This is a genomic window from Streptomyces sp. NPDC050738 (assembly GCF_040654175.1).
Classification (GTDB): Bacteria; Actinomycetota; Actinomycetes; order Streptomycetales; family Streptomycetaceae; genus Streptomyces.
This window is the reverse complement of record NZ_JBFAHN010000003.1, coordinates 13,196-31,229: the sequence shown is the minus strand read 5'-3', so window position 1 is coordinate 31,229 and position 18,034 is coordinate 13,196. Positions and strand designations below refer to the sequence as shown.

15 protein-coding genes and 1 tRNA gene are annotated in these 18,034 nt (G+C 71.1%); 11 read left to right on the top strand and 5 right to left on the bottom strand.

Annotation, left to right across the window (positions count from 1 at the left end; translation table 11 throughout):
* The first annotated feature begins 14 nt into the window (after nt 1-14).
* Nucleotides 15-1,451, top strand: coding sequence for an MFS transporter (locus AB0H78_RS08220; protein ID WP_363233467.1), 1,437 nt, complete (start codon nt 15-17; stop codon nt 1,449-1,451).
* A 190-nt stretch (nt 1,452-1,641) separates the two neighbouring features.
* Nucleotides 1,642-1,875, top strand: a complete 234-nt coding sequence (locus AB0H78_RS08215) for a hypothetical protein (RefSeq protein WP_206962541.1) — start codon at nt 1,642-1,644, stop codon at nt 1,873-1,875.
* Here the strand turns inward: AB0H78_RS08215 and AB0H78_RS08210 are convergent.
* The gene (locus tag AB0H78_RS08210; RefSeq protein WP_363233466.1) at nt 1,854-3,014 is read right to left on the bottom strand and encodes a glycosyltransferase 87 family protein; all 1,161 of its coding nucleotides are present in this window, start codon (nt 3,012-3,014) and stop codon (nt 1,854-1,856) included. The two genes, AB0H78_RS08215 and AB0H78_RS08210, sit on opposite strands and share 22 nt — an antisense overlap.
* A 128-nt stretch (nt 3,015-3,142) precedes the next feature.
* On the opposite strand from AB0H78_RS08210, the gene AB0H78_RS08205 reads away from it, so the two are divergent.
* Nucleotides 3,143-3,215, top strand: a tRNA-Ala gene (locus AB0H78_RS08205).
* 50 nt (nt 3,216-3,265) lie between these two features.
* On the opposite strand, the gene AB0H78_RS08200 is transcribed toward AB0H78_RS08205, so the two are convergent.
* Nucleotides 3,266-4,846, bottom strand: a complete 1,581-nt coding sequence (locus AB0H78_RS08200; RefSeq protein ID WP_363233465.1) for an NADH-ubiquinone oxidoreductase-F iron-sulfur binding region domain-containing protein — start codon at nt 4,844-4,846, stop codon at nt 3,266-3,268.
* Complete coding sequence (locus AB0H78_RS08195; protein ID WP_363233464.1) at nt 4,843-5,814, bottom strand: hypothetical protein; 972 nt, start codon at nt 5,812-5,814, stop codon at nt 4,843-4,845. Before AB0H78_RS08195 ends, AB0H78_RS08200 begins: the two co-directional genes overlap by 4 nt.
* A 329-nt stretch (nt 5,815-6,143) precedes the next feature.
* Here AB0H78_RS08195 and leuS point away from each other — a divergent pair, with 329 nt between their 5' ends.
* The 7 genes from leuS to AB0H78_RS08160 all read left to right on the top strand — a co-directional run bounded on the left by leuS (nt 6,144) and on the right by AB0H78_RS08160 (nt 16,116).
* A complete protein-coding gene (gene leuS, locus AB0H78_RS08190; protein ID WP_363233463.1) occupies nt 6,144-9,017 on the top strand; it encodes a leucine--tRNA ligase in 2,874 nt (957 codons plus the stop codon).
* Between the two features lie 120 nt (nt 9,018-9,137).
* A complete protein-coding gene (locus tag AB0H78_RS08185; RefSeq protein WP_363233462.1) occupies nt 9,138-9,842 on the top strand; it encodes a hypothetical protein in 705 nt (234 codons plus the stop codon).
* 72 nt (nt 9,843-9,914) lie between these two features.
* Complete coding sequence (locus tag AB0H78_RS08180; protein ID WP_363233461.1) at nt 9,915-10,760, top strand: DegV family protein; 846 nt, start codon at nt 9,915-9,917, stop codon at nt 10,758-10,760.
* A gap of 101 nt (nt 10,761-10,861) precedes the next feature.
* Nucleotides 10,862-11,809 (top strand): ComEA family DNA-binding protein, encoded by a 948-nt coding sequence (locus AB0H78_RS08175; protein ID WP_363233460.1) that lies wholly within the window; start codon nt 10,862-10,864, stop codon nt 11,807-11,809.
* Entirely contained in the window at nt 11,806-14,247 is a 2,442-nt protein-coding gene (locus AB0H78_RS08170; protein WP_363233459.1) for a ComEC/Rec2 family competence protein, read from the top strand. The genes AB0H78_RS08175 and AB0H78_RS08170 overlap by 4 nt, the downstream gene beginning before the upstream one ends.
* Nucleotides 14,248-14,298: 51 nt before the next feature.
* The gene (locus tag AB0H78_RS08165; RefSeq protein ID WP_363233458.1) at nt 14,299-15,126 is read left to right on the top strand and encodes an arylamine N-acetyltransferase; all 828 of its coding nucleotides are present in this window, start codon (nt 14,299-14,301) and stop codon (nt 15,124-15,126) included.
* A 174-nt stretch (nt 15,127-15,300) separates the two neighbouring features.
* On the top strand, nt 15,301-16,116 hold the full coding sequence (locus AB0H78_RS08160) for a YceI family protein (RefSeq protein ID WP_363234067.1): 816 nt from the start codon (nt 15,301-15,303) through the stop codon (nt 16,114-16,116).
* Here the strand turns inward: AB0H78_RS08160 and AB0H78_RS08155 are convergent.
* The gene (locus tag AB0H78_RS08155) at nt 16,113-16,361 is read right to left on the bottom strand and encodes a hypothetical protein (RefSeq protein ID WP_363234066.1); all 249 of its coding nucleotides are present in this window, start codon (nt 16,359-16,361) and stop codon (nt 16,113-16,115) included. The two genes, AB0H78_RS08160 and AB0H78_RS08155, sit on opposite strands and share 4 nt — an antisense overlap.
* Nucleotides 16,362-16,418: 57 nt before the next feature.
* Between AB0H78_RS08155 and holA the strand changes: the two genes are divergently transcribed.
* Entirely contained in the window at nt 16,419-17,408 is a 990-nt protein-coding gene (gene holA, locus AB0H78_RS08150; RefSeq protein WP_363233457.1) for a DNA polymerase III subunit delta, read from the top strand.
* A gap of 179 nt (nt 17,409-17,587) precedes the next feature.
* On the opposite strand, the gene rpsT is transcribed toward holA, so the two are convergent.
* Nucleotides 17,588-17,854: a 30S ribosomal protein S20 gene (gene rpsT, locus AB0H78_RS08145; RefSeq protein ID WP_363233456.1), complete on the bottom strand. Its 267-nt coding sequence runs from the start codon at nt 17,852-17,854 to the stop codon at nt 17,588-17,590.
* Nucleotides 17,855-18,034: the final 180 nt, after the last annotated feature.

Sequence of the window (18,034 nt, the reverse complement as noted above, 5' to 3'; positions counted from 1 at the left end):
TCACGCTCGACATCATGACGACAACGACCCCGGCAACTCCTGTACTCAGTAAAGCCCCTGGCACTGACAAACGGTCCGGGTGGCTGCTCGCCGTCGTGCTCGCGGCCCAGTTCATGGCGCTCCTGGACGTCTTCATCGTGAATGTCGCCGCCCCCACCATCCGCACCGAACTGCACGCTTCGGGCGCCGGGTTGCAGCTCATCGTCGCCGGATACTCCATCGCCTACGCCGTGCTGCTGATCACCGGAGCCAGACTCGGTGATCTGCTGGGCCATCGAAGGATGTATCTCGGCGGTCTCGCGCTCTTCACCCTGGCCTCGCTCGCCTGCGGACTGGCCCAGGGGACAGGGGAGTTGATCGGTTTCCGGTTCGTCCAGGGCGCCGGCACGGCCCTGATGATCCCCCAGGTGCTCTCGCTCATCCAGCGCAACTTCACCGGACCTGCCCGGATGCGGGCCCTCGGCTTCTACTCCGCGGTGCTCGCCACCGGCGCCGCTGCCGGTCAGGTGGTCGGCGGTGTGCTGGTCAGCGCCGACCTCTTCGGTGCGAGCTGGCGCCCGGTCTTTCTGGTGAACGTACCGATGGGGGCAGCGCTGCTGGTTCTGGGCGCCCGAGTCCTGCCCAAGGACCGCCGTCAGGAGCCGGAGCGCTCCCGCGGTCTCGATCTGCCGGGTCTCGTCCTTCTCGCCGCCTCCGTCTGCCTGCTCACCGTTCCGCTGGTTCTCGGCCAGGAGCTCGACTGGCCCCTCTGGTCCTGGTTCTCGCTCGGATCCAGCGTGGTGCTCTTCGCCGCCTTCTTCGCCTACGAATCCGCCCTGGCGCGGCGCGGGGGCGCCCCGCTGATCGCACCCAGGGTGCTCAGGATTCCCGGCATGGGCCTGGCGGTGGCACGGATCATGGCGGTCATGGCGGTGAACGCTGGCTTCCTCTTCGCGCTCACCCTGCACATCCAGGGCGGGCTCGGCTACAGCGCGATGCGTGCCGGACTGACCTTCGCCCCGACCGCGGTGGTCTTCGGCGCGGTCGGGCTGACCTGGCGGCGCTGGCCGGCCGTGCTTCTCAAGCACCTGATACCGGCCGGGTTCGTGCTGACCGCCGTATCGGCGCTGGCGGTGGGACGGGTCCTCAAGGACGGGAGCAACGGAGGCGTCTGGATCTTCGTCGCGTACGCGGGGATCGGTGCGGGGCTCTCCGCCGCCTTCAGCCCCACCTTCGCGGGCGCGCTCGCGAACGTACGGCCCGAGGACGCGGCGGATGCCAGCGGGCTGCTGGCGACCGTCACCCAGCTGGGACAGCTGATCGGCGTCGCGGCCTTCGGCACACTCTTCCTCAACCGGCTGGATGCGCCGGGGGCGCATGCGTCCGCCGATGCGCTCTGGGTATGCACCGTTGCGCTGGCAATCGCGGCGATCGCCGGTGGTGTGGCCGGACTGGTACGCCGACGCCGCTGACCCCCTTGCGGGGCCATGGCAGAATCGGACGGCCGGAGGGGGACGACGGTCCGAGACGGGGAGGGAGAGCGCATGCCCGCGAGCAAGCTGACGTGCCTGTCCTGCGGCTCCGTCCGTGTCGCCCAGGTCCTCGGGGACAACGGCGGCACCTCCTGCGTATGCACGGCCTGCGGCCACAGCTGGAACTGACGTGGGTGCACACAGGAGAAAATGCGACTGGTGCGGCAGCGGTACGCCCATCGTCAGGGACATGGACCCGATCAACCCCGACTTCCAGTACTGGTGCGAGGAATGCGCGCGGGCGCTGGTCATAAAGGGCGACCCGATCGAGACCTACCGGGAGCTTGAGGGCGAGCCGATCTACGGGCGGCTGCTCGACGAGCACTGCACCCTCAAGCGGTTCTACTCCTTCGCCACGGCCTGAGCGCGCCACAACCCCACCAGCAGGGCCACCGCCGTCAGCGGGTAGAGCGCGGACAGCGTCATCTGGCCAATGTTCTGGGCGAGTTCAGGACGCGCGGGGCCGTGCGGCACCCACCACAGGGCGTAGCTGCAGAAGAGCAGCCAGGCCGCAGCCGCCGGGCCCCGTGCGTACGTACCGAGGAGCACCAGGACCGGGACGCACCAGACCCAGTGGTGGGACCAGGAGACCGGCGAGACGAGTAGGGCGGTGGCCGCGCAGGCGGCGACCGCCGCGGCGCGCTCCCCGCGCAGCTCGGCCCGTACGGCCACCGTCAGCCCGGCCGCGGCGGCCAGTGCGGCGGCAGCAGCCCACCACAGGCCCGGATCGCCGGTGTGCAGCAGGCGCGCCAGGACCCCGCGCAGCGACTGGTTGGCGGTGTCCTCGGCGTGGCCCACCCGGCTCGCGGTGAAGACGGCATCCGTCCAGAAGCGCTGCGAGTCGTACGGAAGGACGGCCGCCGCCGTGAAGGTCGCGGCGGTGAAGACCGCAACGGCCAGCGCCGCCGGGCGCCGGCAGGGGCGTCGTACGACCGCCGCGAGCAGGAGGTGGAGCACGAAGAACGCCGGGGTGAGTTTCACGGCGGCCGCCAGACCGAGAGCGACTCCGGCCCAGCGGTGGCCGTCCTTGCGGGTGAGGTCCCAGAGGACGGCGACCGCGAGGAGCAGATTGATCTGTCCGTAGCGCAGCGTCGTCCAGACGGGTTCGCACCAGACGGCCAGTGCCGAGATCCAGAGCGTGGATTCCGGGGCCCGGCGGCCTGCCAGCCGCAGCGAGAGATGGACGAGCGCGACGAGCAGGGCGAGGTTCTCGAGCGTCACGAGTGCCCGCATCTCCGCGACGCCGAGCAGCGTGAGCGGGGTGAACAGCAGCGCTGCGAAGGGCGGATACGTCGTGGGGAGGCGGGCGGCGGTGGTGCGCATGGCGTAGAGGTCCTGGCCTGCGCGGACGGCTCCGCCCTCGGCCCGGTAGACCATCAGGTCGATCATCGAGACGTCGGCGGCGCGCTGTGCGCACCAGAAGACCGTGAAGGAGAGCAGGCAGGCTGCGGCAGCGGTGGGAAGGGAGCGCAGGCGCGTTACGGGGAGTGCGATCACGGTCACGAAGGGCGACAGTACCGGGCGTGCCGGGTGGAGCCGGCCGGGGCGGGGATATGGATTTTGGCGGCCCGCAGCGACCGTGTAATGTTGGCGAAGCCGAAGGGGAAACCCGCGAAAGAGGCACGCATCGAGGGGCTATAGCTCAGTTGGTAGAGCGCCTGCATGGCATGCAGGAGGTCAGGAGTTCAATTCTCCTTAGCTCCACAGTGAAGAAGAGGGCCACCCGGATCGGGTGGCCCTCTTCTCGTATGCCGTCAACTCCGGCCGCTGCCCAGGGCCTTGCGGTCGGCGGCGGGGAGCGCGGGGAGGGGTGCGCGCTCGGCGGGCGGTTGTTCGATCCGTAGTGCGAGCGCCGGACACCGGCGTACGGCGCGCTGCGCACGCCCCCTCAAGTGGACCGGCACGGAGGCGTCGGCGAGCGCCGGGTAGCCGTCGGGGCCGAGCCTGATGAGCTCGGGGACGAGGTCGGCACAGAGCCCGTGGCCCTGGCAGAGCGTCCAGTCGACGGCCAGTTTCTCGCCGCTGGGCAGGGACTTCTCCGCGTAACCCTCGGGTCCCGGCAGCGGCAGCACGCCGAGTGTTTCCCGGCCGCATCCACCGCCGAGCACATGCGCGGCGAGATCGTCGGTGAAGGTGGAGACGGTGGAGGCGAGGAAGCGTGCCGAGCCGTCGGGGTGTTTGCAGGCGCCCCTGCCCTTCACGGCCTGGGTGACTTCGCGCAGCGCCTCCAGGGCTGCCGGGCCACCGCCGTTCAGTACGTCGGAGAGGCCGCCCGCGGCTGCGGGCAGCCCCAGTTTGCAGGGGCCGCACTGGCCCGCGGTCTCGGCCGCCAGCCAGTTGGCGATGCGCAGTGCCTCGCCGAGCGGGCAGGTCTCGGAGCCGATCGGGAGGATCGCGCCCGCGCCCAGCGCGCCGCCGAGTGCGGCCAGCGACGCCCGGGAGACCGTGGCGTCGTGCGCGGCGGACGCGTCCAGCCAGCTGCCGTGATAGCCGCCGGTCAGCACGCCCTGGGGCAGGGGCGGGGCGCCGGCCAGCTGGAGGACGTAACGCAGCGGGACTCCGGTGGGGACCTCGACGACCATCGGGCGGGCGACCGCGCCGGAAATTGTCAGCAGCACGGTGCCGGGCTCGGTGGGCAGGCCGGTGTGGGCGTAGCGCTGCGGTCCCAGGCGCGCGGCGACGGCGAGTTGGGCGAAGGTCTCCGCGTTCGAGAGCAGGGTGGGGGCGCCTCCCACGCCCGATTCGGCCGCGCGCGTGCGGCGGCCCGGCGGCAGGGCGGGGCCGCCGTCGATGGCACGGATCAGGGCGGATGCCTCGCCGGAGACCATGCGTTCGGGGGTGCGGATGATCCGGGCGCGCAGCGAGCGGCCGCGCCGGTCGGCCAGGCCGCGCTCGCTGAAGGCCCGGCGCATGGATGCCTCGGTGGAGTTACGGGTGAGGCCGACCACCAGCGTGCGGGCGCCGATGGCTTCGGCGGCCAGGAGAGCCCCGTCCAGGACCAGATGAGGGGCGCGGTTGACCAGGACGGTGTCCTTGCGGCAGGCCGGCTCGCCCTCGCTGGCGTTGACGACGATCACGGGGCGCACCCCGCGGCGGATCGCGGATTTCGCGACCGCGCGTAATTTCTCGCCGAAGGGGAAGCCCGCCCCGCCCCGGCCGCGGAGCGATATCGCGTCGGCGAGCTGGGCCACGTGCTCGCCGGTCAGGGGCTTCAGCGGGCCGTGCACCTTGAGGTGCAGGGACAGATCGAGCCGCTCGACGAGGTCGAATCCTGAGGTCAGTTGGGGGAGCCCGACGACACGGACCTCGGGGACGTCGGGGAGGGGGACGTTCACGGTCGGTCTCCTGCGGGGGTGTGCCAGGGCTCGCCGGGCGCGGGGGCCTGGAAGGGTCCTGACGGGGGTTCGGTGTCGTACGCGGAAAGGCCGGTGTCGTACGGGGGGCGGTACGGCGGAGCCTGGGCGGGCGGCGGCGGGGCGGGGGCGGGCCAGCGGGCGGAGGAGGGGAGCCCGGGGGCGGGGTGCGTGGGGGACGCGTACAGCGGGGGAGCGGGGGCCGCGGGGCCCGGATCCGGCCAGGGCTCGGGCCGGGGCTGTGCGGGCGGCGGGGCCTCGGCGGCAGGCGGCGGCTCCTGGACGAGGGGGGCGGGAGCGGGCCTGGCCAGCGCGGTGATGCGGTCGGCGATACGGCGCTTGGTGCGGCGGGGCAGCGTACGCAGGGAGAGCGCGCCGGTGACGGCGGTCAGCGAGAGGGCGTACATCACGACCACCCAGGTCTTGGGCGGCCGGCCCGCGTACAGGCCGTGCAGCAGCCCCGTGCACCAGGCCGGATACGCCAGCATGTGCAGCGCGCGCCAGCGGACCGCGATCCCCCCGGGGGCGGCGAAGGCGCTGCGCAGGGCGCCCGTCGCGCCTGCGGTGATCATGAGATACGCGGCGAGCGAGCCGAGGCCGATCAGGCCGGCTGTGCCTCTGAAGCCGAGGCCGAAGGGGATGAGGGCGCCGATCAGGCCCGTATGACCGAGCGCGATCTTGACCGTGATGTGCAGGATCAGGAAGACGATCGAGCCGACCGAGACGGTGCGGTGGACGGCCTGGGCGACCAGTCGTTGCCGGGAGGAGAGCAGCAGGCGGTCGGTGGCGATCAGCCCCCAGACGACGGCGGCGGTGAGCGAGACCAGGGTGAGGACGCCGGTGGTGAAGTCGAGTGCGGCACGGACCTCGTCACTCCCTGCCAGCGCGAACAGGGGGACGAGGAGGAGTAACGCGACGGGGAGGACGCGACGGGGGATGTGGGCGTTCATGGGAGGCGACTCCAGAGGTTCCGAATGTTTCGTTTCGGCAATGCAGTCCCGTTGCGGCACGCTAGCTCGCCCCGTACCGGGCAGTACGGCGTTTGGACGCTTGCCCCATAAGGGCCCGGTACGCGGAGTAACCTCGCCCCCGCGATACGCCTGTGCGGGCGCCGCGGGGCCTGCGGTACCCTGACGCCATGCGTGCCGTACGCCTTCTGCTTAGCGAGCCGCACTGACCACGAACCAAGTCGGTGCGGCGCCCCCTCCTGTGTGAGGGGTTTTTTCATTTCCTGAAGCAGGCGCTGCTGGCAGAGACGATCGATGGAGCTTTGAGGATCATGAGCGAGAATTCCGCTGCCGCCGAGACGGCCGCCGCCCACCGCTACACGGCTGCCATGGCGGCCGACATCGAGGCACGCTGGCAGGACTTCTGGGACGCCGAGGGCACGTACGAGGCGCCGAACCCGGGTGACGGGGAGCTGGGCGGCGACGCCGCACTGGCCGCCAGGCCCAAGAAGTTCATCATGGACATGTTCCCGTACCCCTCCGGTGCGGGCCTGCACGTCGGACACCCGCTGGGCTACATCGCCACCGATGTCTACGCCCGCCACCAGCGCATGACCGGCCACAACGTGCTGCACACGCTGGGCTTCGACGCCTTCGGCCTGCCCGCCGAGCAGTACGCGGTGCAGACCGGCACGCACCCCCGGGTCTCCACCGAGGCCAACATGGAGAACATGAAGGTCCAGCTGCGCCGGCTGGGTCTGGGCCACGACAAGCGCAGGTCGTTCGCGACGATCGACCCCGAGTACTACAAGTGGACCCAGTGGATCTTCGTCCAGATCTTCAACTCCTGGTACGACACCGAGGCGCAGACCGCGCGGCCGATCGCCGAGCTGGTGGCGCAGTTCGAGAGCGGGGAGCGCGCCGTCTCCGGCGGGCGCTCCTGGAGTGCGCTGAGCGCCGCTGAGCGCGCCGACGTCCTGAGCGAGTACCGGCTGGCGTACGCCTCGGATGCACCCGTCAACTGGTGCCCGGGCCTGGGCACCGTACTGGCGAACGAGGAAGTGACCGCCGACGGCCGCTCCGAGCGCGGCAACTTCCCCGTCTTCAAGGCCAAGCTGCGCCAGTGGAACATGCGCATCACCGCCTACGCGGACCGGCTGCTGAACGACCTGGACGGCCTGGACTGGCCCGAGGCGATCAAGCTGCAGCAGCGGAACTGGATCGGCCGCTCCGAGGGCGCCCGGGTCGACTTCGCCGTGGGTGCGGGCCCCGAGAAGATCACCGTCTTCACCACCCGCCAGGACACCCTGTTCGGCGCCACCTACATGGTGCTGGCCCCCGAGCACGAGCTGGTCGACGCCATCGTCCCGGCCGCCTGGCCCGAGGGCACGCACGACGTGTGGACCGGCGGCCACGCCACCCCGGCCGAGGCCGTCGCCAAGTACCGCGCGTTCGCCGCCTCCAAGTCCGACGTCGAGCGCCAGGCCGACGCCAAGGAGAAGACCGGCGTCTTCACCGGCGCGTACGCGACCAACCCGGTCAGCGGCGAGCAGGTCCCGGTCTTCATCGCCGACTACGTGCTGATGGGCTACGGCACGGGCGCGATCATGGCCGTACCCGCCCACGACACCCGCGACTTCGCTTTCGCGCGCGCCTTCGAGCTGCCGATGCGCTGCGTCGTGCAGCCCTCGGACGACCGCGGCACGGACGCCTCGGTCTGGGACGACGCCTTCGCCTCGTACGAAGCGAAGCTGGTCAACTCCGCCAACGATGAGATCTCGCTGGACGGACTGGGCGTCGTCGAGGCCAAGGCGAAGATCACCGACTGGCTGGCCGCGCGCTCCATCGGCGAGGGCACGGTCAACTTCCGGCTGCGCGACTGGCTGTTCAGCCGCCAGCGCTACTGGGGCGAGCCCTTCCCGATCGTCTACGACGAGGACGGCATCGCCCACTCGCTGCCCGAGTCGATGCTGCCGCTGGAACTGCCCGAGGTCGAGGACTACTCGCCGCGCACCTTCGACGCCGACGACGCGGACACCGTCCCGGAGCCGCCGCTGTCGCGCAACGAGGACTGGGTGAACGTCACCCTGGACCTGGGCGACGGGCCGAAGAAGTACCGCCGCGAGACCAACACCATGCCCAACTGGGCCGGTTCCTGCTGGTACGAGCTGCGCTATCTGGACCCGCGCAACAGCGAGAAGCTGGTCGACCCGGCCATCGAGCAGTACTGGATGGGCCCGCGCGAGGGCCAGCCGCACGGCGGCGTCGACCTGTACGTCGGCGGCGCGGAGCACGCGGTGCTGCACCTGCTGTACGCGCGGTTCTGGTCCAAGGTGCTGCACGACCTGGGCCACATCTCGTCCGTGGAGCCCTTTCACAAGCTGTACAACCAGGGCATGATCCAGGCCTTCGTCTACCGCGACAGCCGCGGGATCGCGGTGCCGGCCGCCGAGGTCGAGGAGCGCGACGGCGCGTTCTTCTACGAGGGCGAGAAGGTCAGCCGGGTCCTGGGCAAGATGGGCAAGTCCCTGAAGAACGCGGTCACTCCGGACGAGATCTGTGGTGAGTACGGCGCGGACACCCTGCGTCTGTACGAGATGGCGATGGGCCCCCTGGACGTCTCGCGTCCGTGGGACACGCGTGCCGTCGTCGGTCAGTACCGACTGCTGCAGCGGCTGTGGCGCAACGTCGTCGACGAGACGACGGGCGAGGTCACGGTCGTCGACACGGAGGCCGGCGAAGACACGCTGCGTGCCCTGCACAAGGCCATCGACGGCGCCGGTGCCGATATGACGGGGCTGCGCTTCAACACCGCGATCGCCAAGGTCACCGAGCTGAACAACCACCTGACCAAGGCGGGCGGCCCGCTGCCGCGACCGGTCGCCGAGCAGCTGGTGCTGCTGATCGCTCCGCTGGCCCCGCACATCGCGGAGGAGCTGTGGCGCAAGCTGGGTCACAGCGAGTCCGTGGTGCACCAGGACTTCCCGGTGGCGGACCCGGCGTACGTCGTGGACGAGACCGTGACCTGCGTCGTGCAGATCAAGGGCAAGGTCAAGGCGCGCCTGGAGATCTCGCCCTCGATCACGGACGAGGAGCTGGAGAAGCTGGCGCTGGCCGACGCGGCAGTCGTCGCCGCACTGGGAGGCGCGGGCATCCGCAAGGTGATCGTGCGGGCGCCGAAGCTGGTGAACATCGTTCCCGCGTAACTCCCGCGGCAGGGTGTGAGGGCTTTCCCCTACGGGCAGGTTGGGGGTTCCGATGGAACCCTCGGCCTGCCTGTTCCGTTTACCGTGGAGTGACCCGAAACCGCTAGCCGAGGGGCGCCCATGGAAGCCGTCATCGCGATCTTGGCGCTGCTCTTCATCACTTTTGTGGCGCTGGGGGTGTTCGTGACCGTCAAGGTGGTCACCGCCGCCAAGCGCGGAGTGGAGCGCACCGTCACCCAGGCACGGCGCACCGTGGAGGACACGACGCTGCGGGCGAAGAGTTACGGACAGCCGGGGGTGGGCGGTGAGGTCGCGCAGCTCAGGCTGTCTCTGCGGACCTCCATGCGGGCGACCCAGGACGCGCTCCAGGCGGGGGCGGCCGAGGACGCCTCGCTGCAGGAGTCGCTCGGGCTCTTCGCGCGGCTCAGCGAGCACGGCCATGAGCTGGACGAGGAACTGAGGCGGCTGGAGCGCGAGCCGGACAAGGCGCGGCTCGGCGAGCGGCTGCCCGGACTCCGGGAGCGTACGGAAAGGATCACGCACTCGGCGGACTCGCTGCGGTGGGTGACCCGGGACCGGGCGCGCAGGTTCGCCGACGACGACCTGGAGATGCTGGTCGCGCAGATCGACGTCGAGGCGGGGGCGCTGCGGCACTGGACTCCGGTGGAGACCGAGGGCGTTCGGGGCGAGGCCGCTCCGGGCGGGGCCGCCCCGGCTGGTTCTCCGGTGGATACCCCGCCTCAGGCGATCAACGGAAGGGACCAGAGCCAGCCGCGTGCGAACTACCCGTGGCAGAAGTCCTCGCGGCCGGAGAGCACCGCCTGAAGTCGTCCTGAAGTGGATCACTGTGACGGCCCGCACTGCCGTGGGGCGCCCCTGGCGGGTAACCTCCCGCTCATGTCCCGCCATGTCGCGATCGTCACCGATTCAACGGCCTACCTGCCGCCGCAGACCTTGGTGCAGCGCGGTATCACCGCTGTGCCGCTGACTGTGGTTCTGGGGGACCAGGCCCTGGAGGAGGGCACGGAGATCTCGGCACGTTCGCTGGCGCAGGCGCTGCAGAAGAGGCGCTCGGTGACCACGTCGAGACCGAGTCCCGAGGCCTTCGCGGCCACCTATCGTGCGGCTGCGGAGGCGGGAGCGGAGTCGATCGTCTCCCTCCACCTGTCGTCCGAGTTCTCCGGTACCCACGACGCTGCCGTGCTGGCCGCGAAGAACGCTCCGGTGCCGGTCAGAGTGGTGGACACCGGCATGGTCGCGATGGCGCTGGGCTTCTGCGCGCTGGCCGCCGCCGACGTCGCGGATGCGGGCGGATCGCTGGACGAGGCGGTGGCCGCGGCGGAGAAGCGCGCCGGGGGAACCTTCGCGTATTTCTATGTCGACACCCTGGACTATCTGCGGCGCGGCGGGCGGATCGGGGCAGCCCAGGCGCTGCTCGGTTCGGCACTTGCGATGAAGCCGCTCCTGGAGCTCAACGGGGGCCGCATCGAACCGCTGGAGAAGGTGCGTACGGCGTCCAAGGCCATCGCCAGGCTGGAGGAGATCGCCGCTGACCGTGCGGGGGCGGCTCCGGTCGACATCGCCGTGCACCATCTCGCGGCTCCGGAGCGGGCGGCAGCGCTTGCCGAGCGGCTGCGGGAGAGAGTGCCCGGACTGGTCGACCTGCATGTCAGCGAGGTGGGCGCGGTGATCGGTGCGCACACGGGGCCCGGGCTGCTCGCGGCTGTGGTCTCGTACCGCTGACTCACCCGTGAGAGTGGCGGTGTTATCCACAACTGCTGCCTTTTCCACAGTAATTGGCCATGATCGGCAGGAATGCGCCGAGGTGCCTACGGTCTTCTGCCATGGCACTTCGATCACGTTCAGAAACCAGCGGTCCCGGTCGTGCGCCGGCCTCGGACGGTCGCGTCCGCCCGGCGCGGACCCGGCGCCGACAGCGGGTGTACGCATCCGAGCTGGCCATGCGGGGGCGGGCGGAGACGCTGTTCCCGCGTGCGGGAGCCCCGCCGGGGCCGCCTTTGGTTCCTGCTCCTGCCCCTGCCCCTGCGTCGGCGTCAGCTCCGGCTGCTCCTGAGCGGACGGAGCCCGGTGTTCCGCCGTCGCCTGCCGGCGGGTGGGCCGCGCTGCGGGAGAGGCTGCCGGTGTGGGTGCAGGCACGCTGCGGGCTTGCTCCCAGGACCCTGGCCGCGCTCGGCGTCGTACTGATCATCGCCGTGGGCTTCGCCGTCCAGCATTTCTGGTCCGGGCGGCCCCAGTCCGTACGCGTCCCCCAAGCGGTGGGCGGCCGCCCGGCCGGTGCGGAAGCGCAGCCGCTGCCTCAGCCGTCTCCCGGTCCGGCTCCGAAGGAACCACAGGGCGGCCAGATCGTCGTCGACGTGAGCGGCAAGGTCCGACGGCCGGGGATCCACCGGCTGCCGACGGGATCCCGGGTCGCCGACGCGCTGCGTGCGGCAGGCGGGATCAAGGGAGATGTGGATGCACCCGGGCTCAACCGGGCGCGTCTGCTCATGGACGGTGAACAGGTGGTGGTGGGTGGCCCGCTGCCGCAGGATGCCCCCGCTCCGGGCACGGCAGGGTCCGGTGCGCCGGGCGCCCCGGCCGGCCCGGTCAGTCTCAACTCCGCCACTGCCGAACAGCTCGACACCCTGCCCGGGGTCGGTCCCGTACTGGCCCAGCACATCGTCGAGTACCGCAGGCAGCACGGCGGTTTCCGCTCCGTGGACGAACTCCGCGAGGTGAACGGGATCGGTGACCGCCGGTTCAGCGATCTGTCGCCCCTCGTGCGGCTATGACCCGCTCTGCCGTCCACACCGCTTCCGCACATCGCCTGGGCGCATCCGACCCGCATCAGGAGGGCCCCGCCGACTGTCGCCTCCTACCACCCGCCCTCGCGGTCTGGGCCACGGCGGCGCTGACGGTGGCGGAACCGGGGTGGTGGGCTCTGGCCGCGGCGGTGGCAACGGCCTGTGCCGCAGGGGCCGTTCTGCTGCTCCGGCGCGGATCGGTCCGTGCCCCGGCCGTCGCGGCCGTCCTTCTCTGCGCGGCGGCGGGCGCGGCCTCCGCCGGGCTGCAGGGCGCCGATGTGCGCCGGGGCCCGGTGCCCGCCCTGGCCCGCCAGTACGCCCGGGCCGACGTCGAGCTGACCGTGACGTCCGATCCCCGCCCGACCCGGCCACGGGTGCGCGGGGACCGCGCGACGGTCGCCTCGATCGTCGTCGGCGCCGACGTCACCCGCGTGACGGCACGGGACGGTTCGGCCTCCGGCGTACGGACCCCGGTCCTGGTCATCGCCCATGGCGCCGGCTGGCAGCGGCTGTTGCCGTCCACCCGGCTGCGGCTGACCGCCCGTCTCGCACCCCCGCTCCGCGACGGCGACCGCGTTGCCGCCGTGCTCCGGGTGCCGGGCGACGAGCCACCGCGGATCATCGCGGCGCCCAGTGCCCTCCAGCGCACGGCCGGAGACCTCCGTGCCGGGCTGCGCAGCGCAAGCGAGGGGCTGGACCCCGATGCACGCGCCCTGCTGCCAGGACTGGTCGTCGGGGACACCTCCCGGATTCCACCGGACCTTCAGGATGCCTTCCGGACCACCGACCTCACCCATCTCCTTGCCGTGTCCGGTTCCAACCTCACGCTCGTTCTCGCCCTGCTGATCGGTCCGCCCGGCCGGGCTCTGCGGGCCGAACGCGGCGGCCTGGCCCCCCGCGTGGGCATCTCTCTGCGTACCACCGCGCTGCTCGGCGGGGCGTTGACGCTCGCCTTCGTGACCGTCTGCCGCCCCGACCCCAGCGTGCTGCGGGCCGCCGCCTGCGGACTGGTCACACTCCTGGCCATCGGCACGGGCCGGCGTCGCTCACTGATCCCCGCACTGGCCGCCGCCGTACTGCTGCTGGTGCTGTACGACCCCTGGCTGGCCAGGAGTTACGGCTTCCTGCTCTCCGTACTGGCCACCGGGGCCCTGCTCACCCTTGCTCCGCGCTGGAGCGGTGCGCTGCAGCGCCGCCGTGTCCCGCCCCGTCTCGCGGAGGTGCTGGCCGCGGCCGCCGCGGCCCAGGCGGTGTGTGCGCCCGTCATCGTCGTGCTTGCCTCCCGGGTCGGTCTGGTCGCCGTCCCCTGCAACCTTCTGGCCGAACTCGCCGTGGGTCCTGCGACCGTCCTCGGCTTCGCGGCACTGGCAGCGGCCCCCGTGGCGATGCCGGTCGCCGAGCTGCTGGCCCGCTGTGCCGGGTGGCCCGCGGGCTGGATCGCCTCCGTGGCCCGCAAGGGGGCATCGCTGCCCGGCGCCGAGGTGCGGTGGCCCGGCGGCTGGGGAGGCGCCCTGCTGCTCGCCGCGGTCACCGTCGCCGTGCTGTTCACCGCCCGCCGTCTGCGCCGTCACCCCTGGATCGGTGCGGGCTGCGCACTTCTGCTGGTCCTCGCGATCCTGCGTCCGGCCCCGCTCGCCCGCATCGTCACCGGCTGGCCGCCGCCCGGCTGGAGGTTCGTGATGTGCGACGTGGGCCAGGGTGACGCCACGGTCCTGGCCGCAGGCGACGGGACCGCCGTGGTCATCGACACCGGCCCCGAACCCCGCCTGGTCGACCGCTGTCTGCGCGACCTCGGCATCACCCGCGTCCCGCTCCTGCTCCTCACCCACTTCCACGCCGACCATGTGGCGGGCCTGCCCGGTGTCCTGCGCGGCCGGAGCGTCGGTCTGATCGAGACGACCACTTTCCAGGACCCGCAGGACCAGAGCGCGTTCGTCCGCAGGACGGCAGCCGCGGCCCATGTGCCCGTCGCGCGCGCGGCCCCTGGGGAGCGGCGCCGTATCGGCCCGCTCGACTGGCAGGTGCTCTGGCCTCCGGGCGCACCGGCCCCCGTCCCCGACGGGCCCAACGACGCCAGCGTCACGCTCTTCGTCCGCACAGCGGGACTGACCCTGCTCCTTCTCGGGGACCTCGAACCGCCGTCACAACGCGGCCTGTTGCGCAGCTTTCCCGCGCTGCCACCGGTCGATGTGCTGAAAGTCGCCCATCACGGATCGGCGCACCAGGACCCCGCGCTGATGCGTGCCGTGCACCCCCGGCTCGCGCTGATCTCGGTCGGCGAGGACAACCCCTACGGCCACCCGTCGCCCCTCACCCTCGGGGCGCTCCGCGCCGAGGGCGCCCTGGTGCTCCGCACGGACCGGGACGGGGCGATCGCGGTGACCGGTCCGGCACCGGCCCTGACCGCGATACCCGCGGGCCGCTGACCCGGGCGGCCCCCGTGGCGCACGACGGCGCCCGAGGGCGAGACTGGCCCCATGGACACCTCGCAGCCACCGGACCGTCAGCAGATCCTCGCGTATCTGGACCGCATCGACGCGGGCGACGACGCGGTCCGCCATCTGCAGGCCGACGCCCAACTCCTGCGCGTGCTGCACCACAAGCACCTGCTGGCCGTTCCGTTCGAGAATCTCTCGATCCATCTCGGCGAGGACATCGTGCTCGCCGACCAGCCTCTTCTCGACAAGATCGTGTCGGCCCGCCGAGGCGGCTTCTGCTACGAACTCAACGGCGCATTCGCCGTACTGCTGCGGGCCCTGGGCTACCGGGTCGTCCTGCTGCAGGCCCGGGTGTTCGGCCCCGGCGGAAAGCTGGGCATCCCGTTCGACCACCTCGCTCTGCGCGTGGACGGCGAGGACGGTTCGGGCCCCTGGCTCGTCGATGTCGGCTTCGGCGAGCACAGCCACTTCCCGCTCGCGCTCGGCACGGACCGTGAACAGGACGACCCCGGCGGCCGGTTCGCGATTCTCGACGCACCCAACGGCGATCTCGATGTCCACCGGGACGGCAAGCCGCAGTACCGCGTCGACCTGCACCGTCGTGATCTCGACGAGTTCGAGGTGGGTGCCTGGTTCAACCGCACCTCGCCCGCCTCGCACTTCACCCGGTCCCTGGTCTGCTCACGGCTCACCGAGGAAGGCCGCATCACCCTCAGCGGCGACAAGCTGGTCACCACCGTGAACGGCGAGCGCCACGAGGAGCTTCTGGGGTCCGACGCCGAGATCCTCGCCGCCTATCGCGACCACTTCGGTCTCGTGCTCGAACAGGTCCCCACTGTGCGGAAGATTACCTTCCGGTACGACTAGGGCGGAAGCATCTCTGTTTGCCCAGAACGCCCCAGCAGTGATCGAATACATCTTCGGTAATGAGGGTTGTACGGGGTAGTTCGATACCGGGGGTGTGTGAAGGTGTTCAGTCGACTGCTGAGCAAGCGTTCGAGCGGAGTGACACGTGGCGGCGGGATTTTGGGGGGTCTGCAGATACCGCCCCGGGCCGGAGTCCTCAGCTGCCGTGTCATCGACCCGGTCAACGAGCCCGTCCAGCAGGCCGAGTTCGTGCTCACCGACAGCGTCGGCCGCAAGGTCGTCGGCGGTGAGACCGACCCCTTCGGCAGTGTCATGGCGACCGTCCCCGGCGGCGAGTACCGACTGGCCGTCACCGCCGAGGGCTTCACCCCGTACCACGCGAACGTGACCGTCAACGAGAGCGGCCACTCCGGCCTCGGTGACGTCAGCCTCCAGATCACCCCGCCACCCGTGCTTCCCGAGCCGGGTGACTGGGACATCGAGCCGATGCACTCCCAGATCGGGTTCACGGCCCGTCACATCGGTCTCGCCCGCATCCACGGCAGGTTCAACACCTTTGCCGGCGCCGTCCGCATCGCGGACCGTATGGAGAACTCCGCGATGCACGTCATCATCGACGCGGCATCCATCGACACCAATGTCCAGATGCGCGACGACCACCTGCGCTCGGGCGACTTCCTCGACGTGGGGCGCTTCCCGACGCTGGAGTTCTACAGCGAGCGCTTCATCCACCGCGGCGGGACCCGCTGGGGCGTGACCGGGGCGCTCACCCTGCACGGCGTGAGCCGCACGGTCACCCTGGAGACGCAGTACCTCGGCCTCGGCAACGGCATGGAGGGCGAGACCCGCGCGGCCTGCCGCGCCACCACCGAACTGCACCGCGACGACTTCACGGTCAGCTGGCAGACCATGCTGGCCCGTGGCATCGCGGTGGTCGGCAACAGCATCACCATCGACCTGGACATCCAGATCGTGAAGAAGGCCGGTTAAGGGGCCTCCAGCCACCCCTCGTACTCCGCCGCGAAGGCGTCGAGGTCCGCCGGATCGAGCCGGCCGCCCGGATCCTCGATCACGAGAAGCCACTGCGCGTCCTCGGCGTCGTCCTCGCCGGCCAGTGCGTCACGCACCAGCTGCGGCTCCTCGCCGACCCCGAAACGGTCGGCGAGCTCGCCCGCCGCCTCCTCGGCCGCATCCCGGTCCGGCAGCACAAGCACATGTCGTCGTACGTCGCTCACCTGCCCATTCTCCGTCACGTACGGGACTGTCAGTGCCCCATGGGATGCTGGACCGCGATGGCCACCAGAAAGAGTTCGACCGACGATCTTCTCGCCCCCGTCACCCTCGCCGTGGGGCAGGAGGACCTGCTCCTCGACCGCGCCGTGCGCGAGGTGGTGGTGGCCGCACGGGCCGCCGACGCCGACACGGACGTACGCGATCTCACGCCCGACCAGCTCCAGCCCGGCACGCTCGCCGAGCTGACCAGCCCCTCGCTCTTCTCCGAGCGCAAGGTCGTCGTCGTCCGCAATGCCCAGGACCTCTCCGCGGACACGATCAAGGACGTCAAGGGCTATCTGGACGCGCCCGCCGAGGAGATCACCCTGGTCCTCCTCCACGCCGGCGGAGCCAAGGGCAAGGGGCTGCTCGACGCCGCCCGCAAGGCCGGGGCCCGCGAGGTCGCCTGCCCCAAGACGACCAAGCCGGCCGAGCGGCTCACATTCGTACGCTCCGAATTCCGCACCCTGGGCCGCTCGGCCACCCCCGAGGCCTGCCAGGCGCTGGTCGACTCGATCGGCAGCGATCTGCGCGAGCTCGCCAGCGCCGTCTCCCAGCTCTGCTCGGACGTCGAGGGCACGATCGACGAGGCGGTCGTCGGCCGGTACTACACGGGCCGCGCCGAGGCCTCCAGCTTCACCGTCGCCGACCGGGCCGTCGAGGGGCGCGCAGCCGATGCCCTGGAGGCCCTGCGCTGGTCGCTGTCGACCGGTGTGGCCGCCGTACTGATCACCAGCGCTCTGGCACAGGGCGTGCGCGCCATCGGCAAGCTTTCCTCGGCCCGCGGCGGCCGCCCCGCGGATCTCGCGCGGGAGCTGGGCATGCCCCCGTGGAAGATCGACCGGGTCAGGCAGCAGATGCGCGGCTGGACACCGGACGGCGTAGCGGACGCGCTCAAGGCGATCGCCGAGGCCGACGCAGGCGTCAAGGGTGGCGGTGACGACCCCGAGTACGCACTGGAGAAGGCGGTCGTCGCCGTGGCCCACGCGGCCCGCAGGCCCCGTCAGTAGGCAGCCGGGCGCACGACGAAGGCCCCGCTTTCCGCCCTGGGGAAGGGCGGCAACGGGGCCTCGTCGTACAAGCTGTGCTGCCTCATACGCGCGTGGCGAACGCGGCCGTGTATGAGGCGGGATGCCGGTCCGGAGCGGTAGAGGGGCCGCTGGATCCAGACCGACGGATCGGAACCTGATCAGGCAGAGAGACCGGCAACGCGCTTGGCGATGGCCGACTTCTTGTTGGCAGCGGCGTTCTTGTGCAGAACACCCTTGCTGACAGCCTTGTCGAGCTTCTGCGACGCCTCGCGAGCGGCCACAGTGGCCTTCTCGACGTCGCCCGCGACAGCGGCCTCACGGGCCTTGCGGATCGCGGTCTTGAGCGAGGACTTGACGGCCTTGTTGCGCAGGCGCGCCTTCTCGTTCGTCTTGTTGCGCTTGATCTGGGACTTGATGTTCGCCACGAAAGAGCCTTTTCAGGTTCGATGATTTTCGATGAGTGTCCAGCGTCCGTGAGGACAACAGACACAGCTGTCTACGTTACCAGCCGTCCCCCTACCAGCCCAAACCAGGCCCTGGTCGCCAATCGTGGGACGATGGCAGCTACGTATCGATTGCCCACCATCGCCCGAGACGAGACCCTG